General features: G+C 71.6%; 16 protein-coding genes. 9 read left to right on the forward strand and 7 right to left on the reverse strand.

From position 1 onward, the window contains the following. Nucleotides 1–75 precede the first annotated feature (75 nt). On the reverse strand, nt 76–1,053 hold the full coding sequence (locus ACTWPV_RS35015) for an alpha/beta hydrolase (RefSeq protein ID WP_347647344.1): 978 nt from the start codon (nt 1,051–1,053) through the stop codon (nt 76–78). A gap of 157 nt (nt 1,054–1,210) precedes the next feature. On the opposite strand from ACTWPV_RS35015, the gene ACTWPV_RS35020 reads away from it, so the two are divergent. Genes ACTWPV_RS35020 through ACTWPV_RS35030 form a run of 3 tightly spaced genes read left to right on the forward strand, consistent with a single transcriptional unit; the run spans nt 1,211 to nt 3,568 of the window. Continuing rightward, nucleotides 1,211–2,035: an ABC transporter permease gene (locus tag ACTWPV_RS35020; protein ID WP_347647343.1), complete on the forward strand. Its 825-nt coding sequence runs from the start codon at nt 1,211–1,213 to the stop codon at nt 2,033–2,035. Beyond that, on the forward strand, nt 2,028–2,816 hold the full coding sequence (locus ACTWPV_RS35025) for an ABC transporter permease (protein WP_443155050.1): 789 nt from the start codon (nt 2,028–2,030) through the stop codon (nt 2,814–2,816). The genes ACTWPV_RS35020 and ACTWPV_RS35025 overlap by 8 nt, the downstream gene beginning before the upstream one ends. A 2-nt stretch (nt 2,817–2,818) precedes the next feature. After that, complete coding sequence (locus ACTWPV_RS35030; protein ID WP_443155051.1) at nt 2,819–3,568, forward strand: ABC transporter ATP-binding protein; 750 nt, start codon at nt 2,819–2,821, stop codon at nt 3,566–3,568. Here the strand turns inward: ACTWPV_RS35030 and ACTWPV_RS35035 are convergent. Then, nucleotides 3,565–4,038, reverse strand: a complete 474-nt coding sequence (locus ACTWPV_RS35035; protein WP_443155052.1) for a hypothetical protein — start codon at nt 4,036–4,038, stop codon at nt 3,565–3,567. The genes ACTWPV_RS35030 and ACTWPV_RS35035 overlap by 4 nt on opposite strands. A 130-nt stretch (nt 4,039–4,168) precedes the next feature. Between ACTWPV_RS35035 and ACTWPV_RS35040 the strand changes: the two genes are divergently transcribed. After that, nucleotides 4,169–4,708, forward strand: a complete 540-nt coding sequence (locus ACTWPV_RS35040; protein ID WP_443155053.1) for an MFS transporter — start codon at nt 4,169–4,171, stop codon at nt 4,706–4,708. Nucleotides 4,709–4,751: 43 nt separating this feature from the next. Beyond that, the gene (locus ACTWPV_RS35045) at nt 4,752–5,480 is read left to right on the forward strand and encodes a YcnI family copper-binding membrane protein (RefSeq protein WP_443155054.1); all 729 of its coding nucleotides are present in this window, start codon (nt 4,752–4,754) and stop codon (nt 5,478–5,480) included. A 113-nt stretch (nt 5,481–5,593) separates the two neighbouring features. Here the strand turns inward: ACTWPV_RS35045 and ACTWPV_RS35050 are convergent, their stop codons facing one another. Genes ACTWPV_RS35050 through ACTWPV_RS35060 form a run of 3 tightly spaced genes read right to left on the reverse strand, consistent with a single transcriptional unit; the run spans nt 5,594 to nt 8,701 of the window. Further along, nucleotides 5,594–6,577 (reverse strand): ABC transporter permease, encoded by a 984-nt coding sequence (locus ACTWPV_RS35050; RefSeq protein WP_443155055.1) that lies wholly within the window; start codon nt 6,575–6,577, stop codon nt 5,594–5,596. Then, nucleotides 6,564–7,550, reverse strand: a complete 987-nt coding sequence (locus tag ACTWPV_RS35055) for an ATP-binding cassette domain-containing protein (RefSeq protein ID WP_443155056.1) — start codon at nt 7,548–7,550, stop codon at nt 6,564–6,566. Before ACTWPV_RS35055 ends, ACTWPV_RS35050 begins: the two co-directional genes overlap by 14 nt. Then, entirely contained in the window at nt 7,547–8,701 is a 1,155-nt protein-coding gene (locus tag ACTWPV_RS35060; protein ID WP_443155057.1) for a LolA family protein, read from the reverse strand. The genes ACTWPV_RS35055 and ACTWPV_RS35060 overlap by 4 nt, the downstream gene beginning before the upstream one ends. A 126-nt stretch (nt 8,702–8,827) precedes the next feature. On the opposite strand from ACTWPV_RS35060, the gene ACTWPV_RS35065 reads away from it, so the two are divergent. Both ACTWPV_RS35065 and ACTWPV_RS35070 read left to right on the forward strand, forming a co-directional pair. Further along, nucleotides 8,828–9,502 (forward strand): response regulator transcription factor, encoded by a 675-nt coding sequence (locus tag ACTWPV_RS35065; protein WP_347619003.1) that lies wholly within the window; start codon nt 8,828–8,830, stop codon nt 9,500–9,502. Beyond that, a complete protein-coding gene (locus ACTWPV_RS35070; protein ID WP_443155058.1) occupies nt 9,495–10,841 on the forward strand; it encodes a sensor histidine kinase in 1,347 nt (448 codons plus the stop codon). The genes ACTWPV_RS35065 and ACTWPV_RS35070 overlap by 8 nt, the downstream gene beginning before the upstream one ends. Before the next feature lie 342 nt (nt 10,842–11,183). Here ACTWPV_RS35070 and ACTWPV_RS35075 read toward each other — a convergent pair whose 3' ends face one another. After that, nucleotides 11,184–12,053: a LysR family transcriptional regulator gene (locus ACTWPV_RS35075; RefSeq protein WP_347647331.1), complete on the reverse strand. Its 870-nt coding sequence runs from the start codon at nt 12,051–12,053 to the stop codon at nt 11,184–11,186. A gap of 589 nt (nt 12,054–12,642) precedes the next feature. Between ACTWPV_RS35075 and ACTWPV_RS35080 the strand changes: the two genes are divergently transcribed. Further along, nucleotides 12,643–13,668, forward strand: coding sequence for a neutral zinc metallopeptidase (locus ACTWPV_RS35080; RefSeq protein WP_347647330.1), 1,026 nt, complete (start codon nt 12,643–12,645; stop codon nt 13,666–13,668). Nucleotides 13,669–13,978: 310 nt separating this feature from the next. Beyond that, a complete protein-coding gene (locus ACTWPV_RS35085; RefSeq protein WP_443155059.1) occupies nt 13,979–15,385 on the forward strand; it encodes an LCP family protein in 1,407 nt (468 codons plus the stop codon). Between the two features lie 19 nt (nt 15,386–15,404). Here the strand turns inward: ACTWPV_RS35085 and ACTWPV_RS35090 are convergent, their stop codons facing one another. Then, nucleotides 15,405–16,622 (reverse strand): cytochrome P450 family protein, encoded by a 1,218-nt coding sequence (locus ACTWPV_RS35090; RefSeq protein WP_443155060.1) that lies wholly within the window; start codon nt 16,620–16,622, stop codon nt 15,405–15,407. Nucleotides 16,623–16,639: the final 17 nt, after the last annotated feature.

Here is a 16,639-nt window from a genome sequence, read left to right on the forward strand (position 1 = left end):
GTTAGGCATACCTAACCTTACATGGTGTCGATCTGCCGCCGCATGCCGATCGCCGGAAAAAGGGACACGCACTATTCAAGCCGCCGCCGTATCCCCCAGCGAACCCGGCCGGCCGGCCACCGCCCCCAGGAACGTCGCCATGTGCCGGAATGCCAGCCGCGCCTCCGGCAGCACGTCCGCCAGGATCGGGAAGACGTGCGGCATGCGGTCCCATTCCTCGTACCTGACCGGCACCCCGGCCTGGCGCGCCCGCTCGGCGACACGCTTGCCCTCGTCGCGCAGCACCTCCGTCGACCCCGTCACGATCATGAGAGGCGGCAGCGCCGTGAAGTCGCCGTGCACCGGCGACACCAGCGGATCCCGCGGATCAAGCCCCGCGGTCCATCTGCGGGCCAGCCAGCGCACCCGGCCGGCCGGCAGCATGGGGTCCTGCCAGCGGTTCGCGTGGCGCGGAGCGTCGGTCAGGTCCGTCCACGGCGACAGGCAGATCGCCGCCGCGGGCAGCGGCAGCCCCTGGTCGCGCAGCGCGAGCAGAGTCGCCAGCGTCAGGTGACCGCCGGCCGAGTCGCCCGCGAGCACGATGTCCCCGGCCTCGTGGCCGCGCCGCAGCAGGCAGTCGTAGGCGCCCATCGCGTCCGCCAGCGAGTCGGCCAGCGTGTGCACGGGCCCCTGCCGGTAGTCGAGCGCCAGCACCGGGCGCCCCGCCGCCGCCGACAGCCGCCACGTGATCGGCCGGTGCGTGCCCGGCGAGCACGAGAAGTATCCGCCGCCGTGGAAGTAGAGCACCACCTTGCGCTCGTCGAGCCCCTCCCCGCCGCGCACCCACTCGCCACCGCACGACGAGAGCGTCGCCGGCGCGATCGCGACATGCTCGGGATACGGCATCTGCACGAGCCGCGCGAGATCCCCGAGCCTGGCCGCGCAGACCAGCGCCAGCGGATGGCGCATGAACAGGAGGGACGCGGGCTTCAACGTGCCGCGCATGAAACCGGTGAGCGCACGGGCCTGCCAGCTCAGAGGGTATTCAGGAACTACGTCCCCGTCGATCCGCATATCGGTCCTCCAGTACGTCCCCTTCCCCCTCTCACCCGCTCCTACCGGCCAGTAAGCAACAGATCCCCGCAGCGCTAAAACGCGTTGCGGGCCACCCGGGCCGCGACGGATAATTTCCTGCTTCTCACCAGCAGACCCGTGCACGGGTCCGGGCACGGTGTGTCACCGTGCCATCACCCCCCGGAGGTGCCAAACCATACCGCTCTATGCCCGGCTCGTCCGGTACGGCTTCAGAAAGCACGCCACCTACCTCGCGGCCGCGCTCGCCGGCGCCTTCACCAACAGCGTGTTCGGCATCCTGCGCGCCTACATCCTCATCGCGCTGTGGCAGGCCCGCCCCGGCCTGGCCGGCTACGACGTCGCCGACGCCATCACGTACTGCTTCGTCACCCAGGCGTTCATCGCGCCGATGCAGCTGTTCGGCGGCGGCCTCGGCATACCCGAACGCATCCGCAGCGGCGACATCGCGCTCGACCTCGTCCGCCCCGCCCCGCTCCAGGCCTGGACCCTCGCCGAGGACGCCGGCAGGGCCGCCTACCTCTTCCTCGTCCGCGGCATCCCGCCCATGCTGGTCGGCGCGGCCGTGTTCGGCGTCGTCGTCCCCGGCGACCCCGGCAGGTGGGCGGCCTTCATGACCGGCTTCGCGCTCGCCGTCGTCGTCAGCTTCGGCTGGCGCTACCTGATCGCGCTGTCGGTCTGCTGGCTCATCGACGACCGCGGCGTGGCCGTGCTGTCGATGGTGCTCACCACCTTCTTCAGCGGCATGATGGTGCCCCTGCACATCTTCCCCGGCTGGCTGGCCGACGTCGCCAGGTCCCTGCCGTGGGCCGCCATGGTCCAGTTGCCCACCGACCTCTACCTCGGCAAGGCCCCCGTCATGGAGACGCTCGCGTTCCAGGCGTTCTGGGCGGCGGTCCTGCTCGGGCTCGGCGCGCTGGCCACCAGGGCGATCCGCCACAAGGTGGTGATCCAGGGTGGTTAGCACCTACGTCCGGCTGGCCTGGACCTGGACCCGCGCCGCCGCCGCATATCCCGCCTCGTTCGCGCTGATGACCGTGCTCGGCTTCGTCACGACCGGGCTCGAACTCGCCGTGGTCCTGATCATCTTCGCCAACACCACCACCCTCGCCGGATTCTCCCGCGACGAGGTGCTTTTCCTGTACGGCGCCGCGGGCGTGTCCTTCGCCCTCAGCGACATGTTCGTCAGCAACATCGACCGGGTCAGCCAGCACATCAAGGCCGGCACCTTCGACACGTTCCTCATCAGACCGGTGAGCACGTGGCTGCAGCTCACCGCCGACCGGTTCAACGCCAACAGGATCGGCCGCGTCCTGCAGGCGGGGCTCGTGCTCGGCTACGCCGTCGCGGCGCTCGGCCTCGAGTGGCGGCGCGCCTGGATGATCCCCGTCATGGTGGTCACCGGGTTCGCCATCTTCGCCGCGCTCTGGACGCTGGCCGGCGCGGTGCAGTTCGTGCTCACGGACGCGCCGGAGCTGGCCAACGCCTTCACCTACGGCGGCCAGCAGCTCACCCAGTACCCGTTCAGCATCTACAGCCGCGACCTGGTCAGAGGCGTGACGTACGCGCTGCCGATGGCCTTCGTCAACTGGCAGCCGGGCCTGTACGTCCTCGACAGGGGCGACCCCCTCGGCACGCCCGAGTTCATGCGTTTTCTCGGGCCGGCCGCCGCGCTGGCCCTCGCCCTGGCGGCCGCGCTGGCCTGGCGGCAGGGCATCAGGCACTACCGATCCACGGGGAGTTGACCATGATCGAACTTGATCGGGCAGGGCGCTCGTTCAAGGTGAGGAGAAAGCTCGTGCACGCCGTGCGCGACCTGTCGTTCACCGTGTCGCCGGGAGAGTTCGTCGGCTACCTCGGCCCCAACGGCGCCGGCAAGTCCACCACGATCAAGATGTTGTGCGGCATCCTCACGCCGACCTCGGGCACCGTGCGGGTGGCGGGCCTGGATCCGTCGCGCAGGCGCACGACTCTGGCCCGGCGGATCGGCGTGGTGTTCGGGCAGCGTACGACGTTGTGGTGGGATCTGCCGCTGGCCGACAGCTTCGAGCTGATCCGGCACCTTTACAAAGTAGATCGCAACGCGTTCCGTTCGAGGCTCGCCGAGCTGGCCGACACGCTCGACCTCGGCGCGTTCATCCGCACGCCGGTGCGCCAGCTCAGCCTCGGGCAGCGCATGCGCGGCGACCTCACGGCGGCGCTGCTGCACGCGCCCGACGTGCTCGTGCTCGACGAGCCGACGATCGGGCTCGACGTGGTCAGCAAGGCCGGCATCCGCGACTTCCTCAAGCGGCTCAACGCCGAACGCGGCACGACCGTGCTGCTGACCACGCATGACCTCGGCGACATCGAGCGCCTGTGCCGCCGGGTCATGCTGATCGACCACGGACGGCTGGCGTTCGACGGGACGCTCGACGACCTGATGGCCACGGCCCCCGACCAGTCCAGCATCGAGGACGTGGTCGCCCGCCTCTACACCGGCAGCGGCGCCGACTAGTAGTAGCTGCTCTCCGGCGTGGTCTCGTACTCCTCGTCCAGGTCGTCGTCCTGCCTCGACCAGCGCGACGGCATCAGCACGGGGATGAAAAGGGCCACGCCGAGGAGGGCGAACACTCCGGTCGTCAGCAGCGTCCTGGCGCCGGCGCCGGCCTCCCTGACGAGCTGGTGCATCGAGGGTTCGGCCGGGATGAACGACAGCGCCCTGTTCACGTCGAGCGCGTAGACGACCGTCCAGGCCAGCAGCAGCATCGACGGCAAGAACGTCGCCAGCGGCGAGACCCGGCCCGCCACCACGAGGCCCACCACCAGCCCGACCGCGGCCATCGAGCCCAGCGCGATCCACAACGTCTGGCTGTCGGGTGCGGTCGCCACGGAGCTTCCGGCCGCCTGCTGGACGGCCCATCCCCCGCCGGCCAGCACAGCCGCCGTCACCACCAGCCCGATGAGCAATCCAGCTAAGTGCCGCAACGTATCTCACCTCAATGTCGACGTGGTGGGCACGACCCTAGCGACAAAAGCCATATTCGGCCCAGGCATTGCACAGCTTCGGCCTCAGGGCCTCATAGGCCCCTGCCCCGTGAGAACATGGGGCACACTCATGCGCGCGCGACTTCCCCTCAGGCTCGCGCGGACGGCCGCCTTCGCCGCCGTCTGCGTGACCCTCGCCGCCCTGGCCCACGTGCTGGGCGGCGGCGCGGCCCCGGCGCCGTGGACCGCCGCGCTCGGGCTCGCGGGCGTGTCCGCGCTGGGTCTGGCGCTGTGCGGCAGGGAGCGCTCGGCCCCTACGATCAACCTCGTGCTCGTCGGCGCGCAACTCGGGCTGCACGAGCTGTTCGCGGGCGAGGGCGCCTCCTACGTCTCGGTGCACGGCCACGCCCAGGGCGGCCTGGCCGTCGGCACCGGCATGCTGCTCACGCACCTGACGGCCACACTGATCACCGGCCTGTGGCTCTCGCGTGGCGAGGCAGCCATCTGGTCGCTGCTGCGCCGCATCGACCGCAGGCTCGTGCTGCTGCTCGCACCCGCCGCCGCGCCCTCCGCGCGGCCCGCCGCACCGATCGTCCGCAGCCGGGTGGTGCCGCTCCAGCCGGGCTTCCGGCACTGCGTGGCCAGGCGTGGTCCTCCACTTCCCGCCTGACCGTCTGACGCCTTATCACCTTCCGACCAAGTGGAGATTCCGCATGTCCTTCGCACGCCGTGCGGCGACCGTGCTCGCCGCCGCCACCGCTCTCACCGCCGGCCTCGCCCTGCCCGCGCTGGCCCACGTCACCGTCCAGCCCGGCACCGCCGAGCAGGGCTCGTTCACCAAGGTCGCCTTCCGGGTGCCGAACGAGCGCGACGACGCCTCGACCACCAAGATCGAGGTCTCCTTCCCCACCGACCACCCGCTGGCCTTCGTGTCGGTCAAGCCCGTGCCCGGGTGGGACGTCAAGGTCACCGAGAGCAAGCTGCCCGCGCCGGTCAAGACCGAATACGGCGACCTCGAGGAGGCCGTCACCAAGGTCGTGTGGTCAGGCGGCAAGATCGAGCCCGGCCAGTTCCAGGAGTTCGAGGTGTCCATGGGTCAGCTGCCCACCGGCACCGACTCCCTGATGTTCCCGACGAAGCAGACCTACTCGGGCGGCGAGGTCGTCGACTGGTCCGAGGCCCCCAAGGCCGACGGCACCGAGGCCGAGCACCCCGCCCCGCTGCTCAAGCTCGTGCCCGCAGCCGGCGACGGGGCGGCCTCCGCCTCGCCGTCCGCGGCGGCATCCACCGCTGGGGCCGCCGCCACGCCGTCGGTCGCCCCCGTGGCGGCCGCGTCGCCGTCCGACGGGACGGCCCGCCTGCTGGGCGGCGCGGGTCTGGTGGCCGGCGTGGCCGGCGTGGTGATCGGGTTCCTCGGCCTGCGCCGCCGCCCCACCGCCTAGCGGCCCGGTCCGCGGGTCCCCTCCGCCCGCGGACCGGCCGGCCGTTCTCCGCGGGCCGCCCGGCGCACGTGCTCCGGCCCGGCCCGCGCGAGCGGCCGGGCCGGGCGCGGGCCTCAGGAGGTGATGTCCTTGCCGGAGAACCTGGCCCAGGCGATCGAGCCGAACAACACGGTGTACGCCCCGAACGCCAGCAGCCCCTCCCCCAGCGCCGCCGTGTCGATGGGGCTGCGCAGCACCGCGTCGAAGTTCGTGAACCGCGTCGGCAGCAGGTACGGCGTGATCGAGCCGAGTTCCGGGATCGCGCGCAGCACCTGGCAGACGATGATCAGCACGATGGTGGCGGCGATGGCCCCGATGGACACCTCGGTGAAGGTCGACAGGGCCAGCGCGACCGCGGCCAGGGCGGCCATGCCCGCACCCACGTAGCCGACGGCGATGAGGATGCGCAGCAGCCCCTCGCCCATCGGGATCGTGGCGCCCGACAGCAGCGTCACGTCACCGGCGGGGAAGAGAGCGAGCCCGGTCGCCAGCGCCGACAGCGCCACCACCGCGGTGACGGCGTACGCGAAGACGACCGCGTTGAGATATTTGACGGCCAGCAGCCGGGTGCGCCCGGCCGGCGCGGCCAGCAGGTAGCGCAGCGTTCCCGCCCCCGCCTCCCCCGCGATCGAGTCGCCCGCCACCACGCTGACGACGACCGGCATCAGCAGCAGCACGAGGAACGAGAACGAGACGAACGTCAGCATGAGGCTGTTGCCCGCGACGTCCTCGATGATCCCGCCCATGCCGTCCTCGCCGGCCACGACCCGCAGCGCGACGCCGATGACCACCGGCACGACACCCAGCGCGGCCAGCATCAGCAGGTTGCGCGGGCGGCGGAAGGTCAGCCCCAGCTCCGAGCGGAGCAGCCGCCAGAACGACCACGGCGTCCGGGCGGGCGGCGTGCCCGGCTCATCGGGATGCCGCGGCCGGCGTTCGGCGCTGCGCAGGGTCTCCTTCACCGGCACGAGCCCGGGCGTGCGCCTGGCCGGCGACCCGGCCGCCGTCCGGGTCGCCGCCTCGGCGGTCGCCTCGGCGGTCGATTCAGCCGTCGACATCGAAGCCCTCCCCTGTCAGTCCGACGAACACGTCCTCGAGGCTGGGCCGGATCACCGCCAGCCCGCGCACGGCCACGCCCTCCCCCACCAGCGCGGCGTTGATCTGCTCCGGCGGGCGCCCGTCCAGCTCGGCCGTGACCTCCGCGCCGGACCGCCGCACGTCGGCCAGGCCCAGCGCGCCGAGCACCCGCGCCGCGTCGTCGGCGTCCGGCGTCTCCACCCGGACGCGGGCGACCAGGCCGCTGCGGAGCGAGGCGATCGTGCCCTGCGCCACGAGCCTGCCGGTCCGCATGATCGCGGCGTGCGTGCACATCTGCTCGACCTCGGCCAGCAGGTGGGAGGAGACGAAGACCGTGGTGCCGTCCGCGGCGATCTCCTTGACCAGCGAGCGGACCTCGCGCGTGCCCTGCGGATCGAGGCCGTTGGTCGGCTCGTCCAGGATGAGCAGCTCGCGCGGGCCGAGCAGGGCGGCGGCGATGGCCAGGCGCTGGCGCATGCCGAGCGAGTAGTTGCGGTAGCGCTTGCCCGCGGCTGCCGACAGGCCCACGCGTTCCAGCGCCTCGGCGATGCGCCGCCCGGCGGAGCCGCCGCGGGCGGTCGGGTCGGCGGCGTCGAAGCGCCGCAGGTTGGCCTCACCCGACAGGTACGGGTAGAAGGCCGGGCCCTCGACCACGGCGCCGACCCTGGGCAGCGCCTGGGCCAGGGGCAGGCCGAGCACGGAGGAGTCGCCGGACGTCGGCGCGACCAGGCCGAGCAGCATGCGGATCGTGGTGGTCTTGCCCGAGCCGTTCGGCCCGAGGAAGCCGAACACCGAGCCGCGGGGCACGGCCAGGTCGAGCGCGTCCACGGCGACCTGGCCCCCGCGAAAACGCTTCGTCAGGCCGCGCGTGACGATGGCGCTCTCCCCGGAGCCGTCCCCCGGGGGCGGGGCCGCCCCGAGAGGCGCCCCCGCTTCCTGCGTGACGGCGGTCACCTGATGCCCGCCGCCTTGGTGATCTCCTCCGGGGTGACCGGGCCGACCAGGAGGCGGCCGTCGTCGGTCAGCAGGGCGGTGACGAGCTTGGTCCTGATCAGCTTGCCGGAGCCCCACGGGCCGCTCACCGGGGTGGCGGACCTGAGCACGCTGTCGAGCAGCGCGCCCGGGTCGGCGTCGCCGCCGAACCGCTCGCCGTCCTCCGGCGCCTGCGCGGCCTCGGCCGCCAGCTCCCTCTGGTCGAACGGCAGGACCGCCACGCTCGCCCAGCCGTCGCCGACGACCTTCACGCGGTCCTTGACGTCCTCGGCCTTCTCGGCCCGCTCCTCCGCGTGCTCGCCGGACCGCTCGCCGAGCGTCTTCTCCTCCACCTTGGCGCCCGCGGGCGGGGTGAAGGCGAAGTTCTCGGGCGCCGGCGGCGTGAACGTCACCTGCGTGAAGCCCACCTGGAACGCCGGCTCAGCCGAACCCTTGGCGTACACCTGGACCTGGAGCGGCACGTACGTCTCGCCGTCGAGCGCGATGCGCACCTCCTGAACCAGCGAGCCCTCCGCCTTGGGCGCCAGCACGAGCTGGTAGGCCGGGCGGCCCGCCACCTCCGCCGTGTTGATCACCCGGACGTCGGTGTACTTCTCGGCGTCCGCCAGCAGCCGCTCCGCCACCTGCTGCGGCGTCAGGTCGCTCGGGTGGGGCATCGGCGTCCTGTGCTCCTGGCCGGCGCCCTCCTTGACCGTCAGCCTGGTGGCGGTGTTGGTCGAGCTGTCCCAGTACCAGCCCTGCTTTCCGTTGAGGATGAGGTTGGTCTCGTTCAGCTGGGTCGGGATGGCCACCCGCATCTTGTCGTGGGCGCCGTACCAGACCTTCACCTCGTGCGAGCCGGACAGCAGGCTGAGCGGCGAGGTGTCGGCGGTCTGCGGCAGCGCGGGCAGGCCGAGCGACGCCGTCTGCTGGACGGTGCCGGACATCGGCGGCACGCCGCCCGCCTTGCTGTTGGCCGCCGCCGCGTCGGCCAGCAGCTGCTGGGCCGAGCGCTCCGGCAGCACGGGATCGCCGCTCACGGCGGCGATCACGGGGCCGGCGCCGATCGCGGCTCCGATGACGGCCGCGACCGCGACCGGGACCCCCCACCTCACGTACGTTCCTCTGCGCATCTCACTCCTTTACCGTATGTCGATGCTCAGAGCCTGCGTCATGCATCCTTAGGCGGACCTGAGACTTTCTGAGACGGCTCTCAGCCTTCTCAGCGCCGTCTCAGCCGAGGACAGGAGAATCGCCACATGAGAGTGCTTGTCGTCGAGGACGAGCGGCGGATGGCCGCCGCGCTCCAGCGGGGGCTCCAGGCGGAGGGGTTCGCCGTGGACCTCGCCCACGACGGCGAGGAGGGACTGCACGCCGCCCGGCACGGCGACTACGACGTCGTGGTGCTCGACATCATGCTGCCGAGGTTGTCGGGCTACAACGTGTGCAAGCGGCTGCGCGCCGAGGAGAACTGGGTGCCCATTCTCATGTTGTCGGCCAAGGACGGCGAGTACGACATGGCCGACGGGCTCGACCTGGGCGCCGACGACTATCTGACCAAGCCGTTCTCGTACGTGGTGCTGGTGGCGAGGTTGCGGGCGCTGCTGCGGCGCGACTCGGGGCGGCGGCCGTCGGTGCTCGTGGCGGGCGACCTGTCGCTCGACCCGGCGCGGCGCAGGGTCGAGCGGGGAGAGCGGCCGGTCGAGCTGACGCCCAGGGAGTTCGCGCTGCTCGAATTCCTGATGCGCAGGCGCGACGAGGTGGTGTCGAAGTCGGAGATCCTCGAGCACGTGTGGGACACCTTCGACACCGACCCCAACGTGGTCGAGGTGTACGTCGGCTACCTGCGGCGCAAGATCGACGCCCCCTTCGGCAGGAACGCGCTGCAGACCGTGCGCGGCGCCGGCTACCGGCTGGCGGGCGACGGTGGCTGACTCGCCGCTGGACTGGTGGCGGCGGCAGGGGCTGCGCTTCCGTCTCACGGTGGCGGCCGCCGCGGTGCTGGCGCTGGCGCTCGCGGTCTCGGCGTCGGTGCTGCTCAGCGTGCTCGACCGGGCCCTGATCGACACCGTGGACGAGTCGACCAGGGCGCAGGCGCAGGCCGTGCGCGTGGCGGCCGACGCCGGGACGCTCACCAGCCCGATCACGACCCACGACGGCACGATCGTGCAGGTCATCGACGACCGGGGGCGGATCACGCACGTGACGTACGGAGCGGACCGGCTGGTGCCGCTGCTCGACGCGGAGGCCAGGGAGAAGGTGCTGGCGGACGGGCAGGCCACGCTGCTGGACGGGCGGCCGTACGCGATCCCGGGGTTCCTGCGGGTGATCGTGCTGCGCGCGGACCGCGGCCAGACCGTGGTGGCGGCCAGGCCCGTCAGCGAGATCCAGACGAGCCTCGGCACGGCGGCCAGGGTGCTGTTCGTCGGCACGCCCGCGCTGGTCGTGCTGCTCGCGGTGGCGAGCTGGCTGATGATCGGCCGGACGCTGCAGCCGATCGCCGCCCTGCGCAGGGGCGCCTCGGAGGTCACGCACACGGCCAGGTCGCGGCGGCTGCCGGTGCCGCAGTCGCGGGACGAGGTGCACTCGCTGGCCACCACGCTCAACGACATGCTGGCCAGGCTGGAGGAGGCGGAGCAGCGCCAGCGGGCGCTGGTCGCCGACGCCGCGCACGAGTTGCGCAGCCCGCTGGCCAGCATCCGGCTGCAGCTGGAGGTGGCGCTCGGGCATCCGGACGGCCAGGACTGGCAGGAGACCGCCGAGGGCGTGCTCGAGGACACGTTGCGGCTGTCCAGGCTGGCCGAGGACCTGCTGGCGCTGGCCCGCCTGGACGAGCGCGGCGGCGTGCCCGCCAGGCGCGAGCCGGTCGACCTCGACGAGGTGGTGCGCCAGGTCGTCGACCGGTACGGCGAGGCGCGGCTGACGGTGTGCGACCCGGTCGTGGTGCGCGGCGACGCCCTCGACCTGAGCCGGGTGCTGACGAATCTGATGGACAACGCGGTACGCCACACCACCTCCAAGATCGAGGTGGCACTGACCGCCGACGGCGTGCTGACGGTGACCGACGACGGCCCCGGCATCTCGGAGCAGGACCGCGATCGGGTGTTCAACCGCTTCACCAGGCTCGATTCCGGGCGCAGCCGCGACGAGGGCGGCGCCGGCCTCGGGCTGGCGATCGTCCGCGAGACCGTGCGGGCGCATGGCGGCACGGTCTCGCTGGAGGACGCCGGCCCGGGGTTGCGGGCCGTGGTACGGCTGCCGGTGTCCCGCTAGGCCTGGCCGGCCCGGACCTGAGCGGCCGCGGCCCTGGCGGGCCGGGTGCGCGTGTCAGGCGACGCGGGTGGTCCTGCCGGAGCCCTGCGCCGCGTCGTACGCGAGGACGCTCGCTTCAGGCGGGCTTCGCCGGGGACTGCCTGGACGGCGTCTGTCACGTGCCAGGAAGGCACACGCCGGCGGGGGTTCCGGGAGGTGCTGGGGGGTCAGAGGCCGGCGACGACGTCGTCTGCGGCCTGCAGGGGCCCTGCAATGGCGCGGTGTGCTCGCCGGGCCTCCGGGCTCGGATGATCCGGGCCCTGTCGGATGGACGTGGAGGGAAATGGAGCGTTCCGAAAGTGGTCAGGCGGCGGTCCCCTTCTCTGCGGTGGTCAGGAAGTCCTGGGCGATGAGCGGCAGCCGGCGGCGGGCGTGGACGACCGCGATGACCCGGCGCACGGCGGGGTCGAGCGAGCGCACCACCAGGCCGGCGCGACCGGCCTGCTCGGCCATGCCGCGATACCACAGCAGGGATGCCTGGCCGGCGCGTACCGCGTTGAGCCAGCCGTTGCGCTCGTCGGTTTCGAGCACGACGACGGGCGTCACGGCGAACTTGCCGAACATCGCGTCGAGTTCCCTGCGGCGCAGGCTGCCGCGGGCGGGCAGCGCCAGGCGCATGCCGTTCAGCTTGCCCATCGGCACGGGGTTGGGGAGGTCGAGCCCGGGCGGGGAGATCAGCACGATCTCCTGGCGTTCGAGCGGATGGGTGATGAGGTCGGTGGGCACGGGGAGATCGGTGAGCCCTAGATCGGCCCGCTGATCCCTGATGGCGCTGACGACGCCGTCACGGCCGTCGCAGCGGACGATGTGCACGCGCACTCCCGGGTGGTGAGCCGCGTAGGCGGGCAACAACCGCCCTGCGAGACCGGGTTCGAGGCTGGGTGTGGCGGCAATGCGGAGCTCGGCCTCGGTGGTCCCGGCCTGGTTGGCCAGTCCCTCGATCTCGTGAACCGCGTCGAGTGCCTCCCTTGCCAGCTTGACCACCCGGCGACCCTGCGCGGTGACGACCACGCCGCGGCCGGAGCGAGCGAAGAGCGTCATGCCGAGCTCTCGTTCCAGATCCCGAATCGCGCGGGAGAGCGCGGGTTGCGCGATGTAGAGCGATCTTGCCGCGTCGGTCATGGTGCGGTGCTCCGCAGTCGCGACCACATAGCGGAGCTGCTGGAGATTCATGCCAAAGAAGCTAGGACACCACCCGCCGTCGGGACCGAAAGATAGCGGAGATCACCTCGAATGATTTCGGACCGTAACCGAGTACCGCTACATCCGTGACGGGTGAGAAATCAGTATGCTTTTGCCCCAAATTTGGCAAAGGTCCGCCAAGTCGCGGCGCAAAGCCACTGAAAGCAGACAACCACGTGAACGGGGAGACACGGTGACAGGGAACGGGCAGTATCCACCCCCGCCACAAGGGCCAGGGCAGCCACAACGGCCACCGTCCTTGCCGTGGCCGCCACCGGGCTACCGCCAGCCGCAGCCGCAGGGGGGCGGCCCGTACCCGCCGCCGCAAGCGCCACCGCCGCCTCAGCATCCCCCGCAGCACTCCCCCCAGCGCTCCCCTCAGGGCTCCCCTTACCAGAGCCCGCCGCAGGGAGGCCAGCAGTACGGGCAGCAGCCCCCGTACGGGGAGCAGCCCCCTTACGGGCACCAGCCACCGTACGGGCAGCCGCCGCACCGGCAGCCGCCCCCTCCGCCCCCGCCACCGCCTCCCCTGCCGCCGACGCTGCGCTGGCCGCACCCGCCGCCGCGCAAGAAGTCCGGCATGGGCGCCGTCGGGGTGATCGGCGCCGTGCTCGGCTCGGTGGCGGCGCTGTTCGTGCTGATCGTCGTGGGGGCGGCGTTCTTCAAGGGCACGTCGCGGTCGGAGACCTCGAGGCCGATCGCGATCCCGACGTACGAGCCCTCGGAACGCGCCACCGACGACGACGAGCCGTTCCCCGAGCGCACGCGCAGCCAGGAGCCGACCGAGGAGCCCAGCACCAGCGAGCCCACGAGCCGGCCGACGGAGCGGGAGACGGAGGAGGCGGAGCAGGAGCCGCGGCGGACCGTCACGCTCAACACGAGCCTGAAGAACAACACCATGTACCGTGCGGGCATCCTGCCCAGGCTCAGATGCCCGGCGGGCAACGCGAGCATCTTCAGCCACAGCCAGCTCAAGGCGCTCATCCTGAAGACCGGCAAGTGCATGGACCGGGCGTGGAAGCCCATCCTGGAGAAGCAGGGCATCACGTTCAGCCCGCCGGGTTACGCCATCGCCGCCAGACGGGGCAGGGGCGCGTGCGGCGACTACCCGTCGCCGGGGAACATCGTTCCGTACTACTGCCCGCAGAACAACACGATCTACGCCTCCACCTCGGCCATGGCCAGGGGTAACGGCAACGCCCGCGGCTACGGGCAGATCATCTCCTGGCACGGCGGGATCATCAGCATGATGGCCCACGAGTACGGCCACCACGTGCAGAACATCACGGGCCTGATGAACTCGTGGTGGCGCTCGACCCTGGACACCTCGAACAAGAACGCCAAGCTCGCCCTCAGCAGGCGGCTGGAGCTGCAGGCCACGTGCTTCGGCGGCATGTGGATGCGCTCGGTCGCGTCGTCGTACCCGGTGAGCACGTCCAACCGGAGCCGGCTGTTCGCGTTCTACGGCCAGGTGGGCGACCATCCGGGCTATCCGCGCGACCACGGCAAGCCGATCAACAACCACCGCTGGTTCAGGCAGGGCTGGACGAAAAACAAGGCGTACCAGTGCAACACGTGGATGGCGTCGTCCTCAACGACCTCCTGAAGTCAACGAGGAATTCATCTCAGGTTGGGCACATGTCGTTGTTGTCCAGGTATGGGGACTAGAATCCTGGCAATCTTGTGGCCATTGGGGGGCAAACGTCAGTTTTGCCTGGTAGGCGAGTAGGGAGCCGGGTGTGCGCAATCGGGATGGGGAAGCAACCGTGCCAGGAGGCAGGAAACGGCGCCCCGCTCGCCGCCCACGCCCCGCTTCCCCTCGCGGCTCCGGCTCCACACCGCGCAATGTCCCGCCGCGCTTCGCCAAGCCGCTGACCCCCGCCTCCGTCCTCGGGTGGACCGCACTGTCCGCCATCGTGCCCGGCGCCGCACACCTGCGGGCCGGGCAGCGTCGTATCGGGCTGGTGCTCGTCAGCGTGTACGCGGTGCTGGTGCTCGCCGCCCTGGCCTACGGGCTGAGCATCGCCGGCAACCTGGGGAACGCCGCCGCGCTCGTCGGCGACGGCATGCTGGTGACGATCGTCGTCCTCGCCTCGCTCGCCGCGCTGGCGTGGTTCGCGCTGCTGGTGACCTCGTACATCGCGCTCGGCCCGAGCAAGCTCAACCAGCAGGGCCAGATGATCACCGGCATCGTGGTCGGCGTGCTGTGCGTGGCCGTCATGTCGCCGTTCGCCCTCACCGCCAACACCGTGATGACGTTCCGCAGCACCATCAACGGCATCTTCCCCTCGTCGGACGACTCCGACGTGCCACCGGCGGCCAAGGAGGGCGAGGACCCCTGGCACGGCAGGGAACGGGTGAACTTCCTGCTGATCGGCGGCGACGCGGCGAGCAACCGTACCGGCGTGCGGACCGACAGCATGACGGTGGCCAGCGTGGACATCAAGAGCGGCGCCACCGTCCTGTTCAGCCTCCCGCGCAACCTGCAGCACGTACGCTTCCCCGCCTCGTCGCCGCTGCACGACCAGTTCCCGAACGGCTACCTGGCCGAGCTTCCCAACGGCGGCCTGCTCAACGAGGTGTGGCAGTACGCCAACGACCATCCCGAGATCATGGGCGGCAAGAACAAGGGCCCGCGGGCCCTCATGGACGCCATCGGCCACACGCTCGGCCTGAAGATCGACTACTACGCGATGATGAACATGTACGGCTTCGCGGACCTGGTCGACGCCATCGGCGGCCTCAAGATCCGGGTCGAGCAGGACGTCAAGTGGGGCGGCCACTACGGCACCGCGGGCACGATCAAGGCCGGCTACCGGCGGCTCAGCGGCGAGGAGGCCCTCTGGTACGGCCGGTCCAGGGTCAACAGCGACGACTTCTCCCGCATGGGCCGCCAGCGCTGCGTCATCGGCGCCTTCGCCCAGCAGGCCACGCCCGCCGTGATCCTCACCAACTTCACCAAGATCGCCGGTGCGGCCAAGCGGCTGGCGCGCACCAACATCCCGAAGCACCTCGTTCAGCCGCTGGTGGAGCTGGCCGTCAAGGTCAAGGACGCCAAGATCACCAGCCTGCAGTTCGTGCCGCCGCAGTTCTGGCCGGGCAACCCCGAGTGGGCGAAGATCCGCACCGCGGCGCGCAAGGCGATCGCCTCCTCGCTCCGGCCGGCCAAGCAGGCGCAGACGGCCCATGTCGGCGCCTCGCCGACCACCACGTCCAGCTCGGTGAAGACCCAGGCCGCCCAGCCGACCCAGACGCCGACGAGGAACAGCCAGAAGCGCAAGGAGGACGACGCCAAGTCCCTCGAGGAACTCTGCGGCCTTTGAGAGACCGGGCGGGCGCGGCTCAGGTGACGGCGTCGAAGGTCACCGGGAGCCGCTGCGGGCCGCGTACCGTCAGGCTGGCGCGCCAGCTCAGCGTCTCGGGCGGCACCGCCAGGGCCAGCCCGGTCAGGCGGCCCGTGACGGAGGCCAGGGCGGCCCTGCCGACGATGCGCGCGAGCATCGCCCCGAGGCAGTAGTGCGGACCGTGGCCGAAGCTCAGGTGGGCGTTGTCCTCCCGGGCGAGGTCGGGCCGGTCCGGGCCGGGGAAGCGGCGCGGGTCGCGGTTGGCCGCTCCCAGCGCCACCAGGATCGGCTGCCCGGCGGGAACCACCACCCCGCCGATCTTCAGCGGCTCCAGCGCGAAACGCCACGTCGCCAACTCGACCGGACTGTCGTGCCGCAGCAGTTCCTCCACCGCCCGGTCGATCAGCTCCGGCCGTTCCCGCAGCCGGCGGAGCTGGTCGGGATGCCGCAGCAACGTGTACGTGCCCAGCCCGACGAGACCGACGGTCGTCTCGTAGCCGGCCACGAGGAGCAGGAAGATCATCGACATCATCTCCCTCTCGGACAGCCGATTCTGCTCGTCCGCGGCCACCGTGATCGCGCTGATGACGTCGTCCCCCGGCTCGCGCCGCTTGGCGGCCGCCAGCTCGCCCACGTACGCGCCCAGACGGCGCAGCGCCTCGGGCCTGGCCTCGCCGTCCCGCCCCTCCCCCGAACTCACGACGGCCGTGGTCCAGCGCTGGAAGTCCGTACGGTCGCCGGCCGGCACGCCGAGCACGTCGCAGATCGTGGCGAACTGCAACGGCGAGGCGAGGTCCCCCACCAGCTCGGCTCGATCCCTCGCGCGGAACCCGTCGATGAGCGCGCCGGCCCGTTCCTCGACCCGCGGCCGCAGGGCCGCCAGCCTGGCCGGCGTGAAGTAGCGGGCGACCAGGCGGCGCAGCCGGGTGTGCTCGGGCGGGTCCGTGGTGAGCAGGTGGGTGCCCAGCCCCGAACGGTCCTCCAGCGGCCGCCCGCGGCCCGCCTCCTGCCAGTCGGGCGGCGCGTTGCGCGGGTCCTTGCTGAGCCGGGGATCGGCCAGCGCGGCACGGGCGTCGTCGTAGCGGGTCACGAGCCAGCCGTACAGGCCGCTGCGCAGCCTCACGCGGTGGGGCACACCCGACTCCCGCAACCGGGCGTAGGCGGGATAGGGGTCGGCCAGCACGCCGTCGTCGTCGGGCAGCATCTCCTCAAGCATCCATCCCCCACAGGTCG

The sequence above is a fragment of the Nonomuraea sp. KM88 genome, assembly GCF_052245635.1.
Taxonomy (GTDB): domain Bacteria; phylum Actinomycetota; class Actinomycetes; order Streptosporangiales; family Streptosporangiaceae; genus Nonomuraea.

Bases quoted from the DNA above. Each gene is read 5' to 3' on its own strand.
- ACTWPV_RS35015 (WP_347647344.1), bottom strand. From the start codon at position 1,053: ATGCGGATCGACGGGGACGTAGTTCCTGAATACCCTCTGAGCTGGCAG.
- ACTWPV_RS35030 (WP_443155051.1), top strand. From the start codon at position 2,819: ATGATCGAACTTGATCGGGCAGGGCGCTCGTTCAAGGTGAGGAGAAAG.
- ACTWPV_RS35040 (WP_443155053.1), top strand. From the start codon at position 4,169: ATGCGCGCGCGACTTCCCCTCAGGCTCGCGCGGACGGCCGCCTTCGCC.
- ACTWPV_RS35045 (WP_443155054.1), top strand. From the start codon at position 4,752: ATGTCCTTCGCACGCCGTGCGGCGACCGTGCTCGCCGCCGCCACCGCT.
- ACTWPV_RS35050 (WP_443155055.1), bottom strand. From the start codon at position 6,577: ATGTCGACGGCTGAATCGACCGCCGAGGCGACCGCCGAGGCGGCGACC.
- ACTWPV_RS35060 (WP_443155057.1), bottom strand. From the start codon at position 8,701: ATGCGCAGAGGAACGTACGTGAGGTGGGGGGTCCCGGTCGCGGTCGCG.
- ACTWPV_RS35065 (WP_347619003.1), top strand. From the start codon at position 8,828: ATGAGAGTGCTTGTCGTCGAGGACGAGCGGCGGATGGCCGCCGCGCTC.
- ACTWPV_RS35075 (WP_347647331.1), bottom strand. From the start codon at position 12,053: ATGAATCTCCAGCAGCTCCGCTATGTGGTCGCGACTGCGGAGCACCGC.
- ACTWPV_RS35080 (WP_347647330.1), top strand. From the start codon at position 12,643: ATGGGCGCCGTCGGGGTGATCGGCGCCGTGCTCGGCTCGGTGGCGGCG.
- ACTWPV_RS35090 (WP_443155060.1), bottom strand. From the start codon at position 16,622: ATGCTTGAGGAGATGCTGCCCGACGACGACGGCGTGCTGGCCGACCCC.